Raw genomic sequence first — 16,320 nt, 5'->3', positions numbered from 1 at the left:
TTCGCCGTTCAGCCGGTAGCCGGCCGGCACGACTAAGATCCATTCGCCATGCAAATCAATCGCAAGCCATGAGCGACCGGCTGCTCGCCCTGCGCCTGTTCACGCGCGTCGCGCACGCGGGCAGTTTCTCGCGCGCGGGGCGCGAGTTCGGGCTCTCGCAGCCTTCGGCCTCGCGCGTGATCGCGACGCTCGAGAAGGAAGTGGGCGCGGCGCTGCTGACGCGCACCACGCGCGCCGTGACGCTGACCGAGGCCGGTGCCGACTACCTCGCGCGCATCGAACCGATCCTGGCCGCGCTCGAGGAGGCCGACCATGCGGCGCGCGGCACCGGCGAGCTGCGCGGCGTGCTGCGCGTGGCGCTGTCCTCGAGCTTCGCGGTGCGCGAGGCGATCCCCGCGCTGGCGCCTTTCATGGCGCGGCATCCGGCGCTGCGCGTCAAGCTGCTGATGCACGACCAGCTGCAGGACCTGGTGAGCGAGGGCGCGGACCTCGCGTTCCGCTTCGGCACGCTGCCCGATTCCAGCGCCACGGCGCGCAGCCTGGGGCTGTTCCAGACCCTGCTGGTGGCCGCGCCCGGCTACCTGCGCCATGCCGGCACGCCGGCGCTGCCGGCCGAGCTCGCGGCGCACGCGGTGGTGGCCGGGCCGAGCGGCGGCGCGTCCTGGTCCTTCGAGCGCGACGGGCGGAAGGTGTCGGTGCGCATCGCGGGCGCGCTGCTGAGCAGCACGATGAACGAGGGCTCGATCGCCGCGGCCGTGGCGGGCCTGGGCATCACCCACACCAGCGAGCTGGGCTGCGGCGCCGAGCTGGCCAGCGGCGCGCTGGTGCGGGTGCTCGCGGACTGGCGCATGGCGCCGGTGGAGCTGCATGCGGTGTTCCCGGCCGGGCGCGCCGCCAAGCCCTCGGCGCGCGCGCTGGCCGAGCACGTCGGCGCGACGCTGGCGGCGCGGGCGACGCCCGGCCGCTGAGCCGCGCGCTCAGGCCGCGAAGCCGCCGTCGATGTTGAGTCCGGCGCCGGTCACGAACGCGGCCTCGGGGCTCGCGAGGTAGGCCACCATGCCCGCGATCTCGTCGGCGTGGCCGTGGCGGTCGAGCGCCATGAAGCTGTGCATGGTCGCGGCCATCGGGCCGTTGGCCGGGTTCATGTCGGTGTCGACCGGGCCGGGCTGCACGTTGTTGACCGTGATGCCGCGCGGACCGAGGTCGCGCGCCAGGCCCTGCACCAGGCCCGTGAGCGCCGACTTGCTCATGGCGTAGATGCTGCCGCCCGCGAAGGGCATGCGCTCGGCGTTGGTGCTGCCGATGTTGACGATGCGCCCGCCGCTGCCCATGTGCGCCAGCGCGGCCTGGATGGCGACGAACACGGCGCGCACGTTGACGGCGATGGTGCGGTCGAAATCGGCCAGCGTGAGCTGGTCGACCGGGCCCAGGTGCAGCACGCCGGCGCTGTTGACCAGGATGTCGATGCGGCCGCCGAAGTGGCGCGCGGCCTGGTCGATGCCGGCCTTGAGCGCCTCGGCATCGGCGCTGTCGATCTTCAGCGCGAGCGCGCGGCCGCCCTCGGCCTCGAGGCTGCGCGCGAGTTCCTCGGCGACGGCCTGCGAGCTGCTGTAGCTGAAGGCCACGGCGGCGCCGTCGCGCGCCAGGCGGCGCACGATGGCCGCGCCGATGCCGCGCGAGCCGCCGGTGACGAAGGCGACCTTGCCCGCGAGGACGGGGGCCGGGGAAGTGGTGGTGGAGGTCATGGTTTTTTCCTGGGTGAGTGGTGTTGGAAGGCCTCCAGTCTCCGCCTTCGATTGCGTTTGCGGTAGCCATCAATCGGTCCCATCAAATTCAACCATTGGTTGAAAATAGGACGATGGAACCGCTCAACCATCTCGCCTCCTTCGTGCAGAGCGCCGAGGGCGGCAGCTTCTCGGCCGCCGCGCGCCGCCTCGGGCTCACGCCGGCCGCGGTCAGCAAGAACGTGGCGCGGCTGGAGGCGCGGCTCGGCGTGCGGCTGTTCCAGCGCAGCACGCGCCGGCTCACGCTGACCGAGGGCGGCGAACGCTTTCTGGCGCAGATCGGCGGCGCGCTCGCCACCCTGCAGGAGGCGGTGGCCGGCATCGACAAGGACGACGGCCAGCCCTCGGGCACGCTCAAGGTCAGCATGGGCCAGGCCTTCGGCCGCGCCCACGTGCTGCCGATGATGGGCGACTTCCTCGCGCGCTACCCGGCGATCGTGCCGGACTGGCATTTCGACAACCTGCAGGCCGACCTCGTCGGCGAGGGCTTCGACGCGGCCATCGGTGGCGGCTTCGAGCTGTCGGCCGGGCTGGTGGCGCGCGAGCTGGCGCGCATCCACGTGGTGGCGGTGGCAGCGCCGGCCTACATGGCGCAGCGGCGGATGCCGCGCCATCCCTCGGAGCTGGCAGCGCTCGACGCACTGGTGCGCCGCTCCTCGCCCACGGGCCGGCTGCGCAGCTGGACCTTGCGGCATGCGCGCGGCGCGGCGAAGGAGGCGGAGGTCACGGTCGAGCTGCCGCGCCCGCGCGCGATCTTCAACGACCCCGAGGCGATCGCGCAGGCCGCGCTGATGGGGCTGGGCGTGGCGATGCTGCCGATGCCCTTCGTGGAGCAGGGACTGCGCGACGGCAGCCTGCTGCGGCTGCTGCCCGAGTGGCACCACGACGCGGGCGCGGTCTGGCTCTACTACCCGAGCAAGAAGCTGCTGCCGCCGAAGACGCGGGCCTTCGTCGACTTCGTGCTCGAGCGCTTCCGTGAGGAGCGGTTTGCGCAGCGCATGCAGGTGGGCTGAGCGCCGCACCGGGCCGCCCCAGGCAAGCTCGCACCGCCGTGCGAAGCACGAAGGCGCTCCGATGAGCCACGCCCGGGGTTTTCACCCGCGACGGCCGCGGCACGCGCCTGTACAAAGGCGCGCATGACTTCTTCCCCTCTGCACTTCCCGTCCCGGCGCGCGCTGCTCGCCGCCTCGATCGCCGCCGCCACCGCCGTGCTCGCCGCACCCTCGTGGGCACAGGGCACCTGGCCCACCAAGCCCGTGCGCATCGTCGTGCCCTTCGCCGCGGGCGGCACCACCGACATCCTCGCGCGCGCGGTCGCGCCCGAGCTCTCGAAGGCCTTCGGCCAGCAGTTCATCGTGGACAACCGCGCGGGCGCCGGCGGCAACGTGGGCGCGGAGATCGTGGCGCGCGCGCCGAACGACGGCTACACGCTGCTGATGGGCACGGTGGGCACGCACGGCATCAACCGCGCGCTCTATCCGAAGCTGCCCTTCGACCCGATCAAGGACTTCGTGCCGATCACCATGGTGGCCGCGGTGCCGAACGTGATGGAGATGAACGCCGAGAAGGCGAAGACGCTCGGCATCCACAACGTGCAGGACTTCATCAAGTACAGCAAGGCCAACCCCGGCAAGTTCAACATGGCCTCGAGCGGCAGCGGCACCTCGATCCATCTCGCGGGCGAGCTGTTCAAGAGCATGACGGGCACCTTCATGGCCCACATCCCCTACAAGGGCTCGGGCCCGGCCCTGCTCGACATGGTGGCCGGCAACGCCGACGTGATGTTCGACAACCTGCCCTCGTCGATGGCGCAGATCAAGGCCGGCAAGCTCACGGCGCTGGCCGTGACCAGCGCCCAGCGCTCGCCCGCGCTGCCCGACGTGCCGACGGTGGAAGAGGCCGGCGGCCCGACGCTCAAGGGCTTCGAGGCCAGTTCGTGGTTCGGGCTGCTGGCGCCCGCGGGCACCTCGCCCGAGATCGTCAACCGCATCCAGCAGGAAGTCGCCAAGTCGCTCGGCACGCCGGCGATCAAGGAGAAGATGCTGGCGCAGGGCGCGATCCCGAGCGGCAGCACGCCGGCCGACTTCACGAAGCTCATCGCGAGCGAGCACGTGAAGTGGGCGAAGGTGGTGAAGGATTCGGGCGCGAAGGTGGACTGAGAGCGTCCCGCCCGAGAGAAGATTCAGCGCCCGTCCGTCGCGGACTGGCGCCGGCAACCGGCCGCCGCGCGGCCGGTTGTCCGACCCGGACTCAGGTGGTCCAGGTCACGTCCTTGTTTTCGGCCAGCGATTCCTTGAGCATGTGCAGCAGCGGCGTGGCGCGCTGGTGCAGCGCCACATGCTGTTTTTCGGCGTCGTGGGTGTGGTCCTCGACCGCGAATTCGTCATGGTTGTGGGTGTTGGCTTTCTCGCGCGCGAGCGCGGCCTCGATGGCCGAGATCGCCCCGGGAATCTGCTCGACCGTGATGATTCCTTGCGCGGAAGGCGACTTGCCGACGATGTCGAACAGCTGGCGCGCGTGCGTCTCGAGCATCACGAAATCCGACGAGGCCCTGGACTGGAAACGATAGAGCATGGGGTTGTCCCTTTCACTTGTAGAGATGATCACGCGTGAAAGGGTACACCGATTGCGCACCGCGCAAGGTGCCGTGATCGACCTTGCCGTCGGGCTTGGTCGAGACCATCTGGTACAGGCCGATCCAGCCCTGCTCGAAGCTCATGGCCGAGCCCGCGAGGTAGAGCCGGTAGGCGCGCAGGATGCGCTCGGCGTTGGCGTGCTGGCGCTCGCTGCCGCCGTTGCGCAGCACGGCGCGCGCCGTTTCGAGCTGCGCCTCGAGCGCGTCGGACCAGGCCCACAAGGTGCGCGCGTAGTGCGGCCGCAGGCTCTCGACGTCGACGATCTCCAGGCCGGCCGCCGCGGTCTCGCGCAGCACGTGCGTGACGTGCAGCAGCTCGCCACCCGGGAAGATGTACTTCTCGATGAAGTCGCCCATGCCGTTGCCGAGCTGGCGGTAGTTGAGCTGGCCCGAGGTGATGCCGTGGTTCATCAGCAGGCCGCCGGGCGCCAGCAATGAATGGATCTTGGCGAAGTAGGTCGGCATGTTGGCCGCGCCCACGTGTTCGAACATGCCCACCGAGGAGATCTTGTCGAAGGGCCGCTCCGCCGACAGCTCGCGGTAGTCGCGCAGCTCGACGCGCACGCGGCCCGTGAGGCCCTTCTCCTCGATCAGGCGCTGCACGTGCGCATGCTGGTTGCGCGACAGCGTGATGCCGGTGGCGTCGACACCGTAGTGCTCGGCGGCCCACAGCAGCAGGCCGCCCCAGCCCGAACCCACGTCGAGGTAGCGCTCGCCGGGCTTGAGCATCAGCTTGCGGCAGATGTGGTCGAGCTTGGCTTCCTGCGCCTGCGCCAGCGTGAGGTCGGGCGTCGCGTAGTAGGCGCAGGAGTAGACCCGGCGCGGGTCGAGCCAGAGTGCGTAGAAGTCGTCGGAGACGTCGTAGTGGAACTCGATCTGGGCGGCGTCCTTGCGCAGCGAATGCGAGCCGCGGGACTTGGCCAGGTGCTGCAGGCGGCTCCACCATCCGGTGTCGGTCTCGGCCGGGTTGCCGGGCAGCAGGCCGACGGCGGCATCGATCAGGTCGCGCATGGCGCCCTCGATCTGCACCTTGCCCTCCACGTAGGCCTCGCCGATCGCGCCCACCTGTCGGGCCGCGAGCTTGGCCAGTGCCGACCACTCCGAAAAAGCCAGCGTGACACGCGAACCGGCTGCGGCAACCCGTCGCCCATCGGGCAGTTCCAGTGCCACGGGCACGGGTAGCGAAGCCAGCTGCGACTCGATCTTGGGTATCAAGCTTTGCATGGGCCGCATGGTATTGATTTTTCGAGCTTCTTGCATGCGGTTGCATCCGGCGGCCCGGATCGTGTCGCGGGGACACCGGCCGGCGCCAGCGCGGACGGGCCCGATGTGCTGCGGGTAAATCCGTTTGACAGCAGATTGTTTATGTCTAAACTATTCAACCATGAACAGCATCGCCCACGCCCCGTCCATGGACCTCCAACGCATCCTGTGCATCGGCGGCGGGCCCGCCGGCCTGTACTTCGCGCTGCTGATGAAGGCGCGCAACCCGGCCCTCCAGATCACGGTGGTGGAGCGCAACCGGCCCTTCGACACCTTCGGCTGGGGCGTGGTGCTCAGCGACCAGACGCTCGCGAACCTGCGCGCGGCCGACCCCGAATCCGCCGCGCTGATCGGCGACGACTTCCACCACTGGGACGACATCCAGGTCTTCTTCAAGGGCCGCCAGGTGCGCTCGGGCGGCCACGGCTTCTGCGGCATCGGCCGCAAGCGGCTGCTCAACATCCTGCAGGAGCGCTGCCTCGCGCTCGGCGTCGAGCTGGTGTTCGAGACCGACGTGACCGACGACCAGGCACTGGCCGCGAAGTACGAGGCCGACCTGGTGATCGCGAGCGACGGCCTCAACAGCCGCATCCGCCAGCGCTATGCCGACGTGTTCCAGCCCGACATCGACCTGCGCCAGTGCCGCTTCGTCTGGCTCGGCACGCACCAGACCTTCGACGCCTTCACCTTCGCCTTCGAACAGACCGAGCACGGCTGGTTCCAGGCCCACGCCTACCAGTTCGACGAGGACACCTCGACCTTCATCGTCGAGACGCCCGAGGCCGTGTGGCAGGCCCATGGCCTCGACCGGATGGAGCAGCCCGAGGCGATCGCCTTCTGCGAGAAGCTGTTCGCGAAGTACCTCGACGGCCACTCGCTGATCAGCAACGCCACGCACCTGCGCGGCTCGGCCAACTGGATCCGCTTCCCGCGCGTGGTGTGCGAGCACTGGACGCACCGCGTCGACGTCGGCGGCCGCTCGGTGCCCGTGGTGCTGATGGGCGATGCCGCGCACACGGCGCACTTCTCGATCGGCTCGGGCACCAAGCTCGCGCTCGAGGACGCGATCGACCTGGCCAACGAATTCGCCGCCGGCGGCAGCACCGACCAGGTGCTCGAGCAGTACGAGGCGCGCCGCAGCGTCGAGGTGCTCAAGATCCAGAACGCCGCGCGCAACTCCACCGAATGGTTCGAGAACGTGCCGCGCTACACCGGCATGGAGATCGAGCAGTTCGCCTATTCGCTGCTCACGCGCTCGCAGCGCATCAGCCACGAGAACCTGCGGCTGCGCGACACCAAGTGGCTCGGCGGCTACGAGCAGTGGCTGGCCGGCGGCAAGGCCGTCGCGCCCATGCTGATGCCGCTCAAGGTGCGCGGGCTCGAGCTCAAGAACCGCATCCTGGTCTCGCCGATGGCGACCTACAGCGCGGTCGACGGCGTGCCGCAGGACTTCCTGCTGGTGCACCTGGGCGCGCGCGCGCTCGGCGGCGCGGCGATGGTGTTCGTCGAGATGACCAGCCCCACGCCCGAAGGCCGCATCACGCCCGGCTGCACCGGCCTCTACAACGACGAGCAGCAGGCCGCGTTCAAGCGCATCGTCGACTTCGTGCACGCGCAGTCGAGCGCGAAGATCGCGATGCAGCTCGGCCACAGCGGCCCCAAGGGCTCGACGCAGGTGGGCTGGGAAGGCACCGACGAGCCGCTGCCCAGCGGCAACTGGCCGCTGCTGGCCGCCAGCGCGCTGCCCTACGGCGAACAGAACCAGCTGCCGGCCGCGATCACGCGCGCCGAGATGGACACGCTGCGCGATCAGTTCGTGGCCTCGACCCGCCGCACGGCCGAGGCCGGCTTCGACTGGCTCGAGCTGCACTGCGCGCACGGCTACCTGCTGTCGGCCTTCATCAGCCCGCTGACCAACCTGCGCGAGGACGAGTACGGCGGCAGCCTCGAGAACCGCTGCCGCTATCCGCTCGAGGTGTTCCGCGCGATGCGCGCCGCCTGGCCGGCGGACAAGCCGATGAGCGTGCGCATTTCGGCCCACGACTGGGCGCCCGGCGGCAACACCGATGCCGACGCGGTGGCGATCGCGCGCTTCTTCAAGGACGCGGGCGCCGACTTCATCGACGTCTCCTCGGGCCAGACCACGCGCGCCGCCAAGCCGGTCTACGGCCGCATGTACCAGACGCCGTTCGCCGACCGCATCCGCAACGAGGTCGGCATCTCGACCATCGCCGTGGGCGCGATCACCGAGGCCGACCAGGCCAACAGCATCATCGCCGCCGGCCGGGCCGACCTCTGCGCGATCGCGCGGCCGCACCTGGCCGACCCGGCCTGGACGCTGCACGAGGCCGCCAAGCTGCAGAGCCGCGCCGTCGAGTGGCCGAAGCAGTACCTGAGCGGGCGCGACCAGATGTACCGCGAGATCGCGAAGCAGCAGCAGATGGCGGCCGCCGCCAATGCAGCGATGGCCGCGGCGCAAAGCGAAGAGACGCACTGAACGACGGCGGCACCCCATGGACCTCGAAGCCCGCGCCCACGCCGAACACCCCGAAGCGCTGCGGCTGTGGCTGCGCCTGCTGACCTGCACGCAGCTGATCGAGAAGGAAGTGCGCAACGGGCTGCGCGCGCAATTCGCCACCACGCTGCCGCGCTTCGACCTGATGTCGCAGCTCGAGCGCTCGCCCGAGGGGCTGAAGATGAACGAGCTGTCGCGCCGGATGATGGTGACCGGCGGCAACGTGACCGGCATCACCGACCAGCTCGTGACCGAGGGCCTGGTCGAGCGCGTCGACGTCGAGGGCGACCGCCGCGCCTGGCGCGTGCGGCTCACGCCGCGCGGCCGCAAGCTGTTCCACGAGATGGCGCAGCAGCACGAGGACTGGATCGTCGAGGCCTTCGCGGGCCTCACGGGCAAGGAGATCGCGCAGCTGCACAAGCTGCTCGGCAAGGTCAAGCAACACTCACAGAGCCAGACACTGGCGGAGGCCGAATGAAGCACTACATCGGCGCGGGCAATCCCATGCACGCGCAATTCGAAGCGAAGGCGGCCTATGCCGCGAAGCACTTCGCCTGGCACTACGACAACGGCGTGGGCACCATCACGCTGAACCGCCCCGAGCGCAAGAACCCGCTGACCTTCGACTCGTACGCCGAGCTGCGCGACCTGTTCCGCGCGCTCAATTACGCGAGCGACGTGAAGGTGATCGTGGTCACGGGCGCGGGCGGCAACTTCTGCTCGGGCGGCGACGTGCACGAGATCATCGGTCCGCTGACCGGCATGCGCATGCCCGAGCTGCTCGAGTTCACGCGCATGACGGGCGACCTGGTGAAGGCGATCCGCGCCTGCCCGCAGCCGATCGTCGGCGCGATCGACGGCGTGTGCGCCGGCGCCGGCGCGATGATCGCGCTGGCCTGCGACCTGCGCTACGGCTCGCCCGCCACGCGCACCGCCTTCCTGTTCACGCGCGTCGGCCTGGCCGGCGCGGACATGGGCGCCTGCGCGCTGCTGCCGCGCGTGATCGGCCAGGGCCGCGCTTCCGAGCTGCTGTTCACGGGCCGCGCGATGACCGCGCAGGAAGGCCATGCCTGGGGCTTCTTCAACGCGCTGCACGAGAGCGACGCGCTGCTCGAGGCCGCGACCAAGATGGCGCGCGAGCTGGCCGAGGGCCCGAGCTTCGCGCACGGCATGACCAAGACCATGCTGGCGCAGGAATGGTCGATGACCATCGACCAGGCGATCGAGGCCGAGGCGCAGGCGCAGGCGATCTGCATGCAGACCGAGGACTTCCGCCGTGCCTACGAGGCCTTCGCGGCCAAGCGCAAGCCGGTGTTCGGCGGGGACTGAGGTCATGGCGAAGATCCCGGCTCCTCCTTCCACCGCGCACCTGGCGCTGCCCTTCTTCGACGAGGCGCATCGCGCGCTCGCGAGCGACCTGCTGCCCTGGTGCGCCGCGCAGGAGGTCGACGAGCGCGACGACCGCGCGGCCTGCCGCGAATGGGTGCGCCGCCTCGGCGACGGCGGCTGGCTGCGCTACGCGGTGCCCGGCAGCGCCGGCGGCGCGCTCGAGCGCCTCGATTCGCGCGCACTGGTGCTGCTGCGCGAAACCCTCGGCTACCACTCGCCGCTGGCCGACTTCGCCTTCGCGATGCAGGGCCTGGGCAGCGGCGCGATCACGCTCGCCGGCACGCCCGGGCAGCAGTCGCGCTACCTCGGCGCGGTCGGCAAGGGCGAGAAGATCGCGGCCTTCGCGCTGAGCGAGCCCGAGGCCGGTTCCGACGTGGCCGCCATGGCCATGCGCGCCGAGCCCACGGCCGACGGCTGGCGCCTCCACGGCAGCAAGACCTGGATCAGCAACGGCGGCATCGCCGACTTCTACTGCGTGTTCGCCAAGACCGATCCCGCGGGCGGCACGCGCGGCATCACGGTGTTCATCGTCGATGCGACCACGCCCGGCCTCGACACCTCCGAGCACATCGACGTGATGGCGCCGCATCCGCTGGCCACCCTGCGCTTCGACGACTGCGTGGTGCCGCGCGACGCGCAGCTCGGCGAGCTCAACGGCGGCTTCAAGCTCGCGATGCGCACGCTCGACATCTTCCGCGCCTCCGTGGCCGGCGCCGCGCTCGGCATGGGCCGGCGCGCGCTGGCCGAGGCGATCTCGCACGCGAAGAACCGCCGCATGTTCGGCCAGACGCTGGCCGACTTCCAGCTCACTCAGGCCAGGCTCGGCGAGATGGCGGCGCTGATCGACGGCGCGGCGCTGCTGACCTACCGCGCGGCCTGGATGCGCGACGAGGCCGAGCAGCGCGGCGGCGCGCCGGTGGGCGACGTGTCGGCCGCGGCCGCGATGGCCAAGATGGCCGCGACCGAGAACGCCAGCCGCGTCATCGACATGGCGCTGCAGATGCATGGCGGCCTCGGCGTCAAGGTCGGCACCAAGATCGAGGCCCTCTACCGCGACATCCGTTCGCTACGCATCTACGAGGGCGCGACGGAAGTGCAGCAACTGATCATCGGCAAATCCGTACTGCGGGGATGAACACCGTGACCGCTCCATCCGCCCAAGTCGACCGCTTCGTGCACGACCGGCTGCCGCCGGCGGCGCAGTTGCCGGTCTTCCGCTACGACCGGCCCGAACTGCAACTGCCCGACCAGCTCAACCTGGTCGAGGAACTGCTCGACAAGGCCCCCGCCAAGGGCTTCGGCGACCGGCCGCTGCTGCGCTCGCCGCAAGGCACGCTCAGCTATTCGCAGGCCGCCATCCAGGTCAACCGCATCGCGCAGGTGCTGACCGAGGACCTGGGCCTGGTGCCCGGCAACCGCGTGCTGCTGCGCGGCGGCAACTCGGTGGCGATGGCGCTGGCCTGGCTCGCGGTGGTGAAGGCCGGACTGATCGCCGTCGCGACCATGCCGCTGCTGCGCGCCAAGGAGCTCGGCGACATCATCGAAAAGTCGCAGCCGGTGGCCGCGCTGTGCGACGGCCGGCTGCTCGACGAGCTGGTGGCCGCGCAGCAGGCGCACCCGGTGCTCGCCGACATCATCGCCTTCAACCGGCCCGACGCGCCCGATTCGCTGTCCGCGCGCGCGGCCGCCAAGAGCGGCATCTTCGAGGCCTGCCCCACGGCGGCCGACGACATCGCGCTCCTGGCCTTCACCTCGGGCACCACGGGCAAGCCGAAGGCGCCCGTGACCACGCACCGCGACGTGCTCGCCATGTGCGAGACCTGGCCGCGCCACGTGCTGCGGGCGCGCCCCGAGGACGTGGTGGTGGGCTCGCCGCCGCTGGCCTTCACCTTCGGGCTCGGCGGGCTGCTGGTGTTCCCGATGTACGCGGGTGCCTCGATCTACTTCCCCGACGCGCCCTTCACGCCCGAAGGCCTGGTGAAGCTGATCAACGAGGTCGGCGCGACCATCTGCTACACCGCCCCGACCTTCTACCGCCAGATGGCGCCGTTCGTGAAGCAGCACGGCGCGCCCACGCTGCGCATCAGCGTGAGCGCGGGCGAAGCCCTGCCCGATGCCACGCGCCAGCTCTGGAAGGAGGCCACCGGCCTCGAGATGCTCGACGGCATCGGCGGCACCGAGGTGTTCCACATCTACATCTCGGCCGCGGGCGACGAGGTGCGCCGCGGTGCCGTCGGCAAGGCCGTGCCGGGCTTCATCGCCAAGGTGGTCGATGCCGAGGGCAACGAGGTGCCGCGCGGCACGGTCGGCAAGCTGGCGCTGCAGGGACCGGTGGGCTGCCGCTACCTCGACGACGCGCGGCAGGCCGACTACGTGAAGAACGGCTGGAACTATCCGGGCGATTCCTTCGTCCAGGACGACGACGGCTATTTCTTCTACCAGGCGCGCGCCGACGACATGATCATCACCGCCGGCTACAACGTCGGCGGCCCCGAGGTCGAGGATGCGCTGCTCAAGCATCCGGCCGTGGCCGAGTGCGGCGTGATCGGCAAGCCCGATGCCGACCGCGGCATGATCGTCAAGGCCTTCTGCGTGCTGAAGCCCGGGCAGACCGGCGATGCCGGCCTCGTGAAGGCGCTGCAGGACCACGTGAAGGCCACGATCGCGCCGTTCAAGTACCCGCGCGAGATCGAGTTCGTGTCCGTGCTGCCACGCACCGAAACGGGCAAGCTGCAACGCTTCAAACTGAGACAAACCGAAGACAACAGGTCCACCACATCATGATCAAACTCTTGCAGCCTCCAGGCTGGTTGCCCCCCAAGGGCTATGCGAATGGCGTCGCGGCGCGCGGCACCATGGTGTTCGTCGGCGGACAGATCGGCTGGAATGCCCAGCAGCAGTTCGAGTCGGACGACTTCATCGACCAATGCGGCCTGGCGCTGCGCAACATCGTCGAGGTACTGCGCGAGGCCGGTGCCGGCCCCGAGCACATGGTGCGCATGACCTGGTACGTGGTCGACCGCGACGAGTACAGCAGTCGGCTCGCCGAGCTCGGCCCGGTGTACCGCGATGCGATGGGCCGCAACTTCCCGGCGATGACCTGCGTGCAGGTCGCGGCGCTGGTGGAGCCGCGCGCGAAGATCGAGATCGAGGTCACGGCGGTGGTGCCGGACTGACGAAGGCATTTCGCCCCATCAACGACAAAGCCCTCTCGCGAGGGCTTTTCTTTTGGGCGTGCGCTTTGCGTTGTTGCAACGCGATTGCGAATCCGCAGCGGGAAAAGAAAAAGGGTCTTTCGTTTCCGAAAGACCCTTCTCAATGTGGTTGCGCGAGCAAGATTTGAACTTGCGACCTTTGGGTTATGAGCCCAACGAGCTACCAGGCTGCTCCATCGCGCGGCAAGAGATAAATTATAGCACTTATTCCGCGGCGTTCTGCTCGGTGGCAGCAACTTCGCTCACTTCAGGGCGATCGACGAGTTCGACCAGCGCCATCGGCGCGTTGTCGCCCACGCGGAAACCCATCTTGAGGATGCGGGTGTAGCCACCGGGACGCGCGGCGAAGCGCGGGCCCAGTTCGCCGAACAGCTTCACGACGGAGTCGCGGCTGCGCAGGCGGTCGAAGGCCAGGCGCTTGTTGGCGACGGTGGGCTTCTTGGCGAGCGTGATCATCGGCTCGATGACGCGGCGCAGTTCCTTGGCCTTGGGGACCGTGGTCTTGATGACTTCGTGCTCGATGAGCGAGTTCATCATGTTCTGCAGCATCGCGAGGCGGTGCGAGCTGGTGCGGTTGAGTTTGCGGAGTCCGTGTCCGTGACGCATGGTGCTTTCCTTTGCTTTTTGAAGAACGGGCAGCCGTGTCAGGTACTGCCCGGTGCACTGGCCCTTTTCAGAGGGCCGTTAAAAAATCAACGCTTGTCGAGGCCGGCCGGCGGCCAGCTTTCGAGCTTCATACCCAGGGTCAGGCCGCGCGAGGCGAGCACTTCCTTGATTTCGTTGAGCGACTTGCGACCCAGGTTCGGGGTCTTGAGCAGCTCGTTCTCGGTACGCTGGATCAGGTCGCCGATGTAGTAGATGTTTTCGGCCTTCAGGCAGTTGGCCGAACGCACGGTGAGCTCGAGCTCGTCGACCGGGCGCAGCAGGATCGGGTCGAACTGCTGTGCGCTGCGCGGTGCCGGGGCATCGAACGCGGCCAGTTCGCCGCCTTCGAGCTGCGCGAACACGGCGAGCTGCTCGACCAGGATCTTGGCCGAGGCGCGCACGGCGTCTTCGGCGGTGATCGCGCCGTTGGTCTCGATTTCGACCAGCAGCTTGTCGAGGTCGGTGCGCTGTTCGACGCGGGCGCTTTCGACGGTGTAGCTCACGCGCTTCACGGGCGAGAACGAAGCATCGAGAACGATGCGGCCGATCGACTTGGTCGGCTCGTCCGCATAGCGGCGCATCGTGCCGGGCACGTAGCCGCGGCCCTTCTCGACCTTGATCTGCATGTCGAGCTTGCCGCCTTGCGACAGGTGGGCGATCACGTGGTCGGGATTGATGATCTCGACGTCGTGCGGGGTCTGGATGTCCGATGCCAGGACCGCGCCTTCGCCGTCCTTGCGCAGGCTCAGCGTGACTTCATCGCGGTTGTGGAGCTTGAACACCACGCCCTTGAGGTTCAGCAGGATGTTGACGACGTCTTCCTGCACGCCATCGATCGACGAGTACTCGTGCAGAACGCCGGCGATCGTGACTTCGGTGGCCGAATAACCGACCATGGACGACAGCAGCACGCGACGCAGCGCGTTGCCGAGCGTGTGGCCGTAGCCGCGCTCGAAAGGCTCGAGCGTCACCTTGGCCTTGTTGGCCGCGAGTTGCTCGACCTGGATGGTCTTGGGTTTCAGCAGGGTGGTTTGCATGCAGACTTCCTCTCAATACCCCCGGCTCGTTACACCGGTAAGGCTGGTGAAGCGCCTGGCCCGCAGCGCGCATGCGGCACGAACCAGGAACGGGAACAACAAAAACAGGACTCCCGCCGCCGCTTGCGCGGTGCGGGAGTGGAAATCAACGCGAATACAGTTCGACGATCAGCGATTCGTTGATGTCCGCGGCGAACTCGTCGCGATCCGGGACCTTCTTGAAGGTGCCTTCGGCCTTGTCGGCATTCACGTCGACCCAGCCAGGGATACCGACTTGCTGGGCGAGTTGCAGCGCTTCGACGACGCGGTTCTGCTTCTTCGACTTCTCGCGCACGGCGATCACGTCGCCGGTCTTCACCAGGTACGACGGGATGTTGACCGACTGGCCGTTCACCGTGATGGCCTTGTGCGACACGAGCTGGCGCGCTTCGGCGCGGGTCGAGCCGAAGCCCATGCGGTAGACGACGTTGTCCAGGCGCGACTCGAGCAGGAACAGCAGGTTGGCGCCGGTGTTGCCACGGCGGCGATCGGCTTCTTCGAAGTAGCGGCGGAACTGCTTCTCGAGCACGCCGTACATGCGCTTGACCTTCTGCTTCTCACGCAGCTGCAGACCGTAGTCCGAGGTGCGCTGACCCGAGGTGCGGCCATGCTGGCCGGGCTTGGAGTCGAACTTGGCCTTGTCCTGGATCGAGCGGCGGGCGCTCTTCAGGAACAGGTCGGTGCCTTCGCGGCGGGAGAGTTTGGCCTTGGGGCCGAGGTAGCGTGCCACGTCTTTTCCTTTGTTTGCTGCCGCAGTCGCCTGCGGGAGCCATCGACAACAGAGTGCCGATGGCGGTGGGCTTAGTTAAAAAACAAATGCGCAGCCGCTTTGAAACGGCTGCGCCTGAGGGGGCTGACGCTCAGATGCGACGACGCTTCTGGGGGCGGCAGCCGTTGTGCGGAACGGGCGTCACGTCGGCAATGGAATTGATCCGGATGCCGAGCGCAGCCAGTGCGCGCACCGACGATTCGCGACCGGGGCCGGGGCCCTTGATCTCGACGTCGAGGTTCTTGATGCCTTGTTCGACAGCAGCACGGCCGGCCACTTCCGAAGCGACCTGCGCGGCGAACGGGGTCGACTTGCGCGAGCCCTTGAAGCCCTGGCCACCCGACGAAGCCCACGACAGGGCGTTGCCCTGGCGATCGGTGATCGTGATGATGGTGTTGTTGAACGAGGCGTGCACGTGGGCGATGCCGTCCGCAACGTTCTTGCGAACCTTCTTGCGAACGCGCTGTGCGGCGTTGTTGGCAGGAGCTTTAGCCATGCTGTTTCAATCCTTACTTCTTCAGGGACTGCGCTGCCTTGCGCGGACCCTTGCGGGTGCGGGCATTGGTGCGCGTGCGCTGGCCGCGCATCGGCAGGCCGCGACGATGACGGAAGCCGCGGTAGCAGCCGATGTCCATCAAGCGCTTGATGTTCATCGTCGTCTCGCGGCGCAGGTCGCCTTCGATCGTGAACAAGGCGATCTGGTCGCGGATCTTCTCGAGATCGGCGTCGGTCAGATCCTTGATCTTCTTCGAATATTCGATGCCGCTCGCTTCGCAGATCTGACGGGCGCGGGTGCGACCGATACCGAAGATGGCGGTCAGGCCGATCTCAGCGTGCTTGTGCGGCGGAATGTTGATGCCAGCAATACGTGCCATGTGCGTCCTCTAATACTCTTTGATCAACCCTGGCGCTGCTTGTGGCGCGGGTCGGTACAGATCACGCGCACCACACCCTTGCGGCGGATGATCTTGCAATTACGGCAGATGGTTTTGACCGAAGCCGAAACTCTCATTTCACTCTCCTAAATCT

Annotated in this window: 18 protein-coding genes and 1 tRNA gene; 9 read left to right on the top strand and 10 right to left on the bottom strand. The window is 68.5% G+C overall.

Translation table 11 applies throughout. The features are described 5' to 3' along the window. Positions 1-68 precede the first annotated feature (68 nt). Positions 69-968 carry a LysR family transcriptional regulator gene (locus ACODT0_RS21615; protein WP_057593166.1) on the top strand — a complete coding sequence of 300 codons (900 nt, stop codon included), beginning with the start codon at positions 69-71 and terminating at the stop codon, positions 966-968. Positions 969-977: 9 nt separating this feature from the next. On the opposite strand, the gene ACODT0_RS21610 is transcribed toward ACODT0_RS21615, so the two are convergent. Continuing rightward, complete coding sequence (locus ACODT0_RS21610) at positions 978-1,745, bottom strand: SDR family oxidoreductase (protein WP_261213071.1); 768 nt, start codon at positions 1,743-1,745, stop codon at positions 978-980. A gap of 113 nt (positions 1,746-1,858) precedes the next feature. Here ACODT0_RS21610 and ACODT0_RS21605 point away from each other — a divergent pair, with 113 nt between their 5' ends. Together ACODT0_RS21605 and ACODT0_RS21600 are read left to right on the top strand one after the other, a co-directional pair. Further along, a complete protein-coding gene (locus ACODT0_RS21605; RefSeq protein ID WP_489042233.1) occupies positions 1,859-2,797 on the top strand; it encodes a LysR family transcriptional regulator in 939 nt (312 codons plus the stop codon). 123 nt (positions 2,798-2,920) lie between these two features. Beyond that, positions 2,921-3,943: a Bug family tripartite tricarboxylate transporter substrate binding protein gene (locus ACODT0_RS21600; protein WP_296734116.1), complete on the top strand. Its 1,023-nt coding sequence runs from the start codon at positions 2,921-2,923 to the stop codon at positions 3,941-3,943. Positions 3,944-4,034: 91 nt separating this feature from the next. Here ACODT0_RS21600 and ACODT0_RS21595 read toward each other — a convergent pair whose 3' ends face one another. Together ACODT0_RS21595 and ACODT0_RS21590 are read right to left on the bottom strand one after the other, a co-directional pair. Then, positions 4,035-4,358, bottom strand: a complete 324-nt coding sequence (locus ACODT0_RS21595; protein ID WP_489042232.1) for a DUF1840 domain-containing protein — start codon at positions 4,356-4,358, stop codon at positions 4,035-4,037. A gap of 13 nt (positions 4,359-4,371) precedes the next feature. Beyond that, positions 4,372-5,643: an SAM-dependent methyltransferase gene (locus ACODT0_RS21590; protein WP_057593161.1), complete on the bottom strand. Its 1,272-nt coding sequence runs from the start codon at positions 5,641-5,643 to the stop codon at positions 4,372-4,374. A 187-nt stretch (positions 5,644-5,830) separates the two neighbouring features. Here ACODT0_RS21590 and ACODT0_RS21585 point away from each other — a divergent pair, with 187 nt between their 5' ends. From ACODT0_RS21585 to ACODT0_RS21560, 6 genes are read left to right on the top strand one after another with little or no spacing between them, the layout of a single operon-like run. After that, entirely contained in the window at positions 5,831-8,179 is a 2,349-nt protein-coding gene (locus ACODT0_RS21585; RefSeq protein ID WP_489042231.1) for a bifunctional salicylyl-CoA 5-hydroxylase/oxidoreductase, read from the top strand. A gap of 16 nt (positions 8,180-8,195) precedes the next feature. Next, complete coding sequence (locus tag ACODT0_RS21580) at positions 8,196-8,675, top strand: MarR family winged helix-turn-helix transcriptional regulator (RefSeq protein ID WP_057593159.1); 480 nt, start codon at positions 8,196-8,198, stop codon at positions 8,673-8,675. Further along, positions 8,672-9,526 (top strand): enoyl-CoA hydratase family protein, encoded by an 855-nt coding sequence (locus tag ACODT0_RS21575; protein WP_057593158.1) that lies wholly within the window; start codon positions 8,672-8,674, stop codon positions 9,524-9,526. Before ACODT0_RS21580 ends, ACODT0_RS21575 begins: the two co-directional genes overlap by 4 nt. A gap of 4 nt (positions 9,527-9,530) precedes the next feature. Next, positions 9,531-10,721: an acyl-CoA dehydrogenase family protein gene (locus ACODT0_RS21570; protein WP_489042230.1), complete on the top strand. Its 1,191-nt coding sequence runs from the start codon at positions 9,531-9,533 to the stop codon at positions 10,719-10,721. After that, positions 10,718-12,370 carry an AMP-binding protein gene (locus ACODT0_RS21565; protein ID WP_057593156.1) on the top strand — a complete coding sequence of 551 codons (1,653 nt, stop codon included), beginning with the start codon at positions 10,718-10,720 and terminating at the stop codon, positions 12,368-12,370. The genes ACODT0_RS21570 and ACODT0_RS21565 overlap by 4 nt, the downstream gene beginning before the upstream one ends. Next, positions 12,364-12,762, top strand: a complete 399-nt coding sequence (locus ACODT0_RS21560) for a RidA family protein (protein WP_057593191.1) — start codon at positions 12,364-12,366, stop codon at positions 12,760-12,762. Before ACODT0_RS21565 ends, ACODT0_RS21560 begins: the two co-directional genes overlap by 7 nt. A 145-nt stretch (positions 12,763-12,907) precedes the next feature. Here the strand turns inward: ACODT0_RS21560 and ACODT0_RS21555 are convergent. The 7 genes from ACODT0_RS21555 to rpmJ all read right to left on the bottom strand — a co-directional run bounded on the left by ACODT0_RS21555 (position 12,908) and on the right by rpmJ (position 16,303). Continuing rightward, positions 12,908-12,984 (bottom strand) — tRNA-Met (locus tag ACODT0_RS21555). Positions 12,985-13,005: 21 nt separating this feature from the next. Next, a complete protein-coding gene (rplQ, locus tag ACODT0_RS21550; RefSeq protein ID WP_057593155.1) occupies positions 13,006-13,407 on the bottom strand; it encodes a 50S ribosomal protein L17 in 402 nt (133 codons plus the stop codon). 86 nt (positions 13,408-13,493) lie between these two features. Further along, positions 13,494-14,483, bottom strand: coding sequence for a DNA-directed RNA polymerase subunit alpha (locus ACODT0_RS21545; protein ID WP_057593154.1), 990 nt, complete (start codon positions 14,481-14,483; stop codon positions 13,494-13,496). Positions 14,484-14,628: 145 nt separating this feature from the next. Next, positions 14,629-15,252, bottom strand: a complete 624-nt coding sequence (gene rpsD / locus ACODT0_RS21540; protein ID WP_057593153.1) for a 30S ribosomal protein S4 — start codon at positions 15,250-15,252, stop codon at positions 14,629-14,631. Between the two features lie 130 nt (positions 15,253-15,382). Continuing rightward, positions 15,383-15,787 carry a 30S ribosomal protein S11 gene (rpsK, locus tag ACODT0_RS21535; RefSeq protein WP_009124825.1) on the bottom strand — a complete coding sequence of 135 codons (405 nt, stop codon included), beginning with the start codon at positions 15,785-15,787 and terminating at the stop codon, positions 15,383-15,385. A 13-nt stretch (positions 15,788-15,800) separates the two neighbouring features. Beyond that, positions 15,801-16,166: a 30S ribosomal protein S13 gene (gene rpsM / locus ACODT0_RS21530; RefSeq protein WP_013544105.1), complete on the bottom strand. Its 366-nt coding sequence runs from the start codon at positions 16,164-16,166 to the stop codon at positions 15,801-15,803. Positions 16,167-16,189: 23 nt separating this feature from the next. After that, entirely contained in the window at positions 16,190-16,303 is a 114-nt protein-coding gene (gene rpmJ / locus ACODT0_RS21525; RefSeq protein ID WP_038201958.1) for a 50S ribosomal protein L36, read from the bottom strand. Positions 16,304-16,320 lie beyond the last annotated feature (17 nt).

It is taken from the genome of Variovorax sp. FG153 (assembly GCF_057809595.1).
The sequence above is the reverse complement of the archived record's forward strand: the minus strand, read 5'-3'. Positions and strand labels throughout refer to the sequence as shown.

Excerpts from the sequence above, each read along its gene's own strand:
- ACODT0_RS21615 (WP_057593166.1), top strand. The coding sequence starts at position 69 with ATGAGCGACCGGCTGCTCGCCCTGCGCCTGTTCACGCGCGTCGCGCAC.
- ACODT0_RS21610 (WP_261213071.1), bottom strand. The coding sequence starts at position 1,745 with ATGACCTCCACCACCACTTCCCCGGCCCCCGTCCTCGCGGGCAAGGTC.
- ACODT0_RS21605 (WP_489042233.1), top strand. The coding sequence starts at position 1,859 with ATGGAACCGCTCAACCATCTCGCCTCCTTCGTGCAGAGCGCCGAGGGC.
- ACODT0_RS21600 (WP_296734116.1), top strand. The coding sequence starts at position 2,921 with ATGACTTCTTCCCCTCTGCACTTCCCGTCCCGGCGCGCGCTGCTCGCC.
- ACODT0_RS21595 (WP_489042232.1), bottom strand. The coding sequence starts at position 4,358 with ATGCTCTATCGTTTCCAGTCCAGGGCCTCGTCGGATTTCGTGATGCTC.
- ACODT0_RS21590 (WP_057593161.1), bottom strand. The coding sequence starts at position 5,643 with ATGCAAAGCTTGATACCCAAGATCGAGTCGCAGCTGGCTTCGCTACCC.
- ACODT0_RS21585 (WP_489042231.1), top strand. The coding sequence starts at position 5,831 with ATGGACCTCCAACGCATCCTGTGCATCGGCGGCGGGCCCGCCGGCCTG.
- ACODT0_RS21580 (WP_057593159.1), top strand. The coding sequence starts at position 8,196 with ATGGACCTCGAAGCCCGCGCCCACGCCGAACACCCCGAAGCGCTGCGG.
- ACODT0_RS21575 (WP_057593158.1), top strand. The coding sequence starts at position 8,672 with ATGAAGCACTACATCGGCGCGGGCAATCCCATGCACGCGCAATTCGAA.
- ACODT0_RS21570 (WP_489042230.1), top strand. The coding sequence starts at position 9,531 with ATGGCGAAGATCCCGGCTCCTCCTTCCACCGCGCACCTGGCGCTGCCC.
- ACODT0_RS21565 (WP_057593156.1), top strand. The coding sequence starts at position 10,718 with ATGAACACCGTGACCGCTCCATCCGCCCAAGTCGACCGCTTCGTGCAC.
- rplQ (WP_057593155.1), bottom strand. The coding sequence starts at position 13,407 with ATGCGTCACGGACACGGACTCCGCAAACTCAACCGCACCAGCTCGCAC.
- ACODT0_RS21545 (WP_057593154.1), bottom strand. The coding sequence starts at position 14,483 with ATGCAAACCACCCTGCTGAAACCCAAGACCATCCAGGTCGAGCAACTC.
- rpsK (WP_009124825.1), bottom strand. The coding sequence starts at position 15,787 with ATGGCTAAAGCTCCTGCCAACAACGCCGCACAGCGCGTTCGCAAGAAG.
- rpsM (WP_013544105.1), bottom strand. The coding sequence starts at position 16,166 with ATGGCACGTATTGCTGGCATCAACATTCCGCCGCACAAGCACGCTGAG.
- rpmJ (WP_038201958.1), bottom strand. The coding sequence starts at position 16,303 with ATGAGAGTTTCGGCTTCGGTCAAAACCATCTGCCGTAATTGCAAGATC.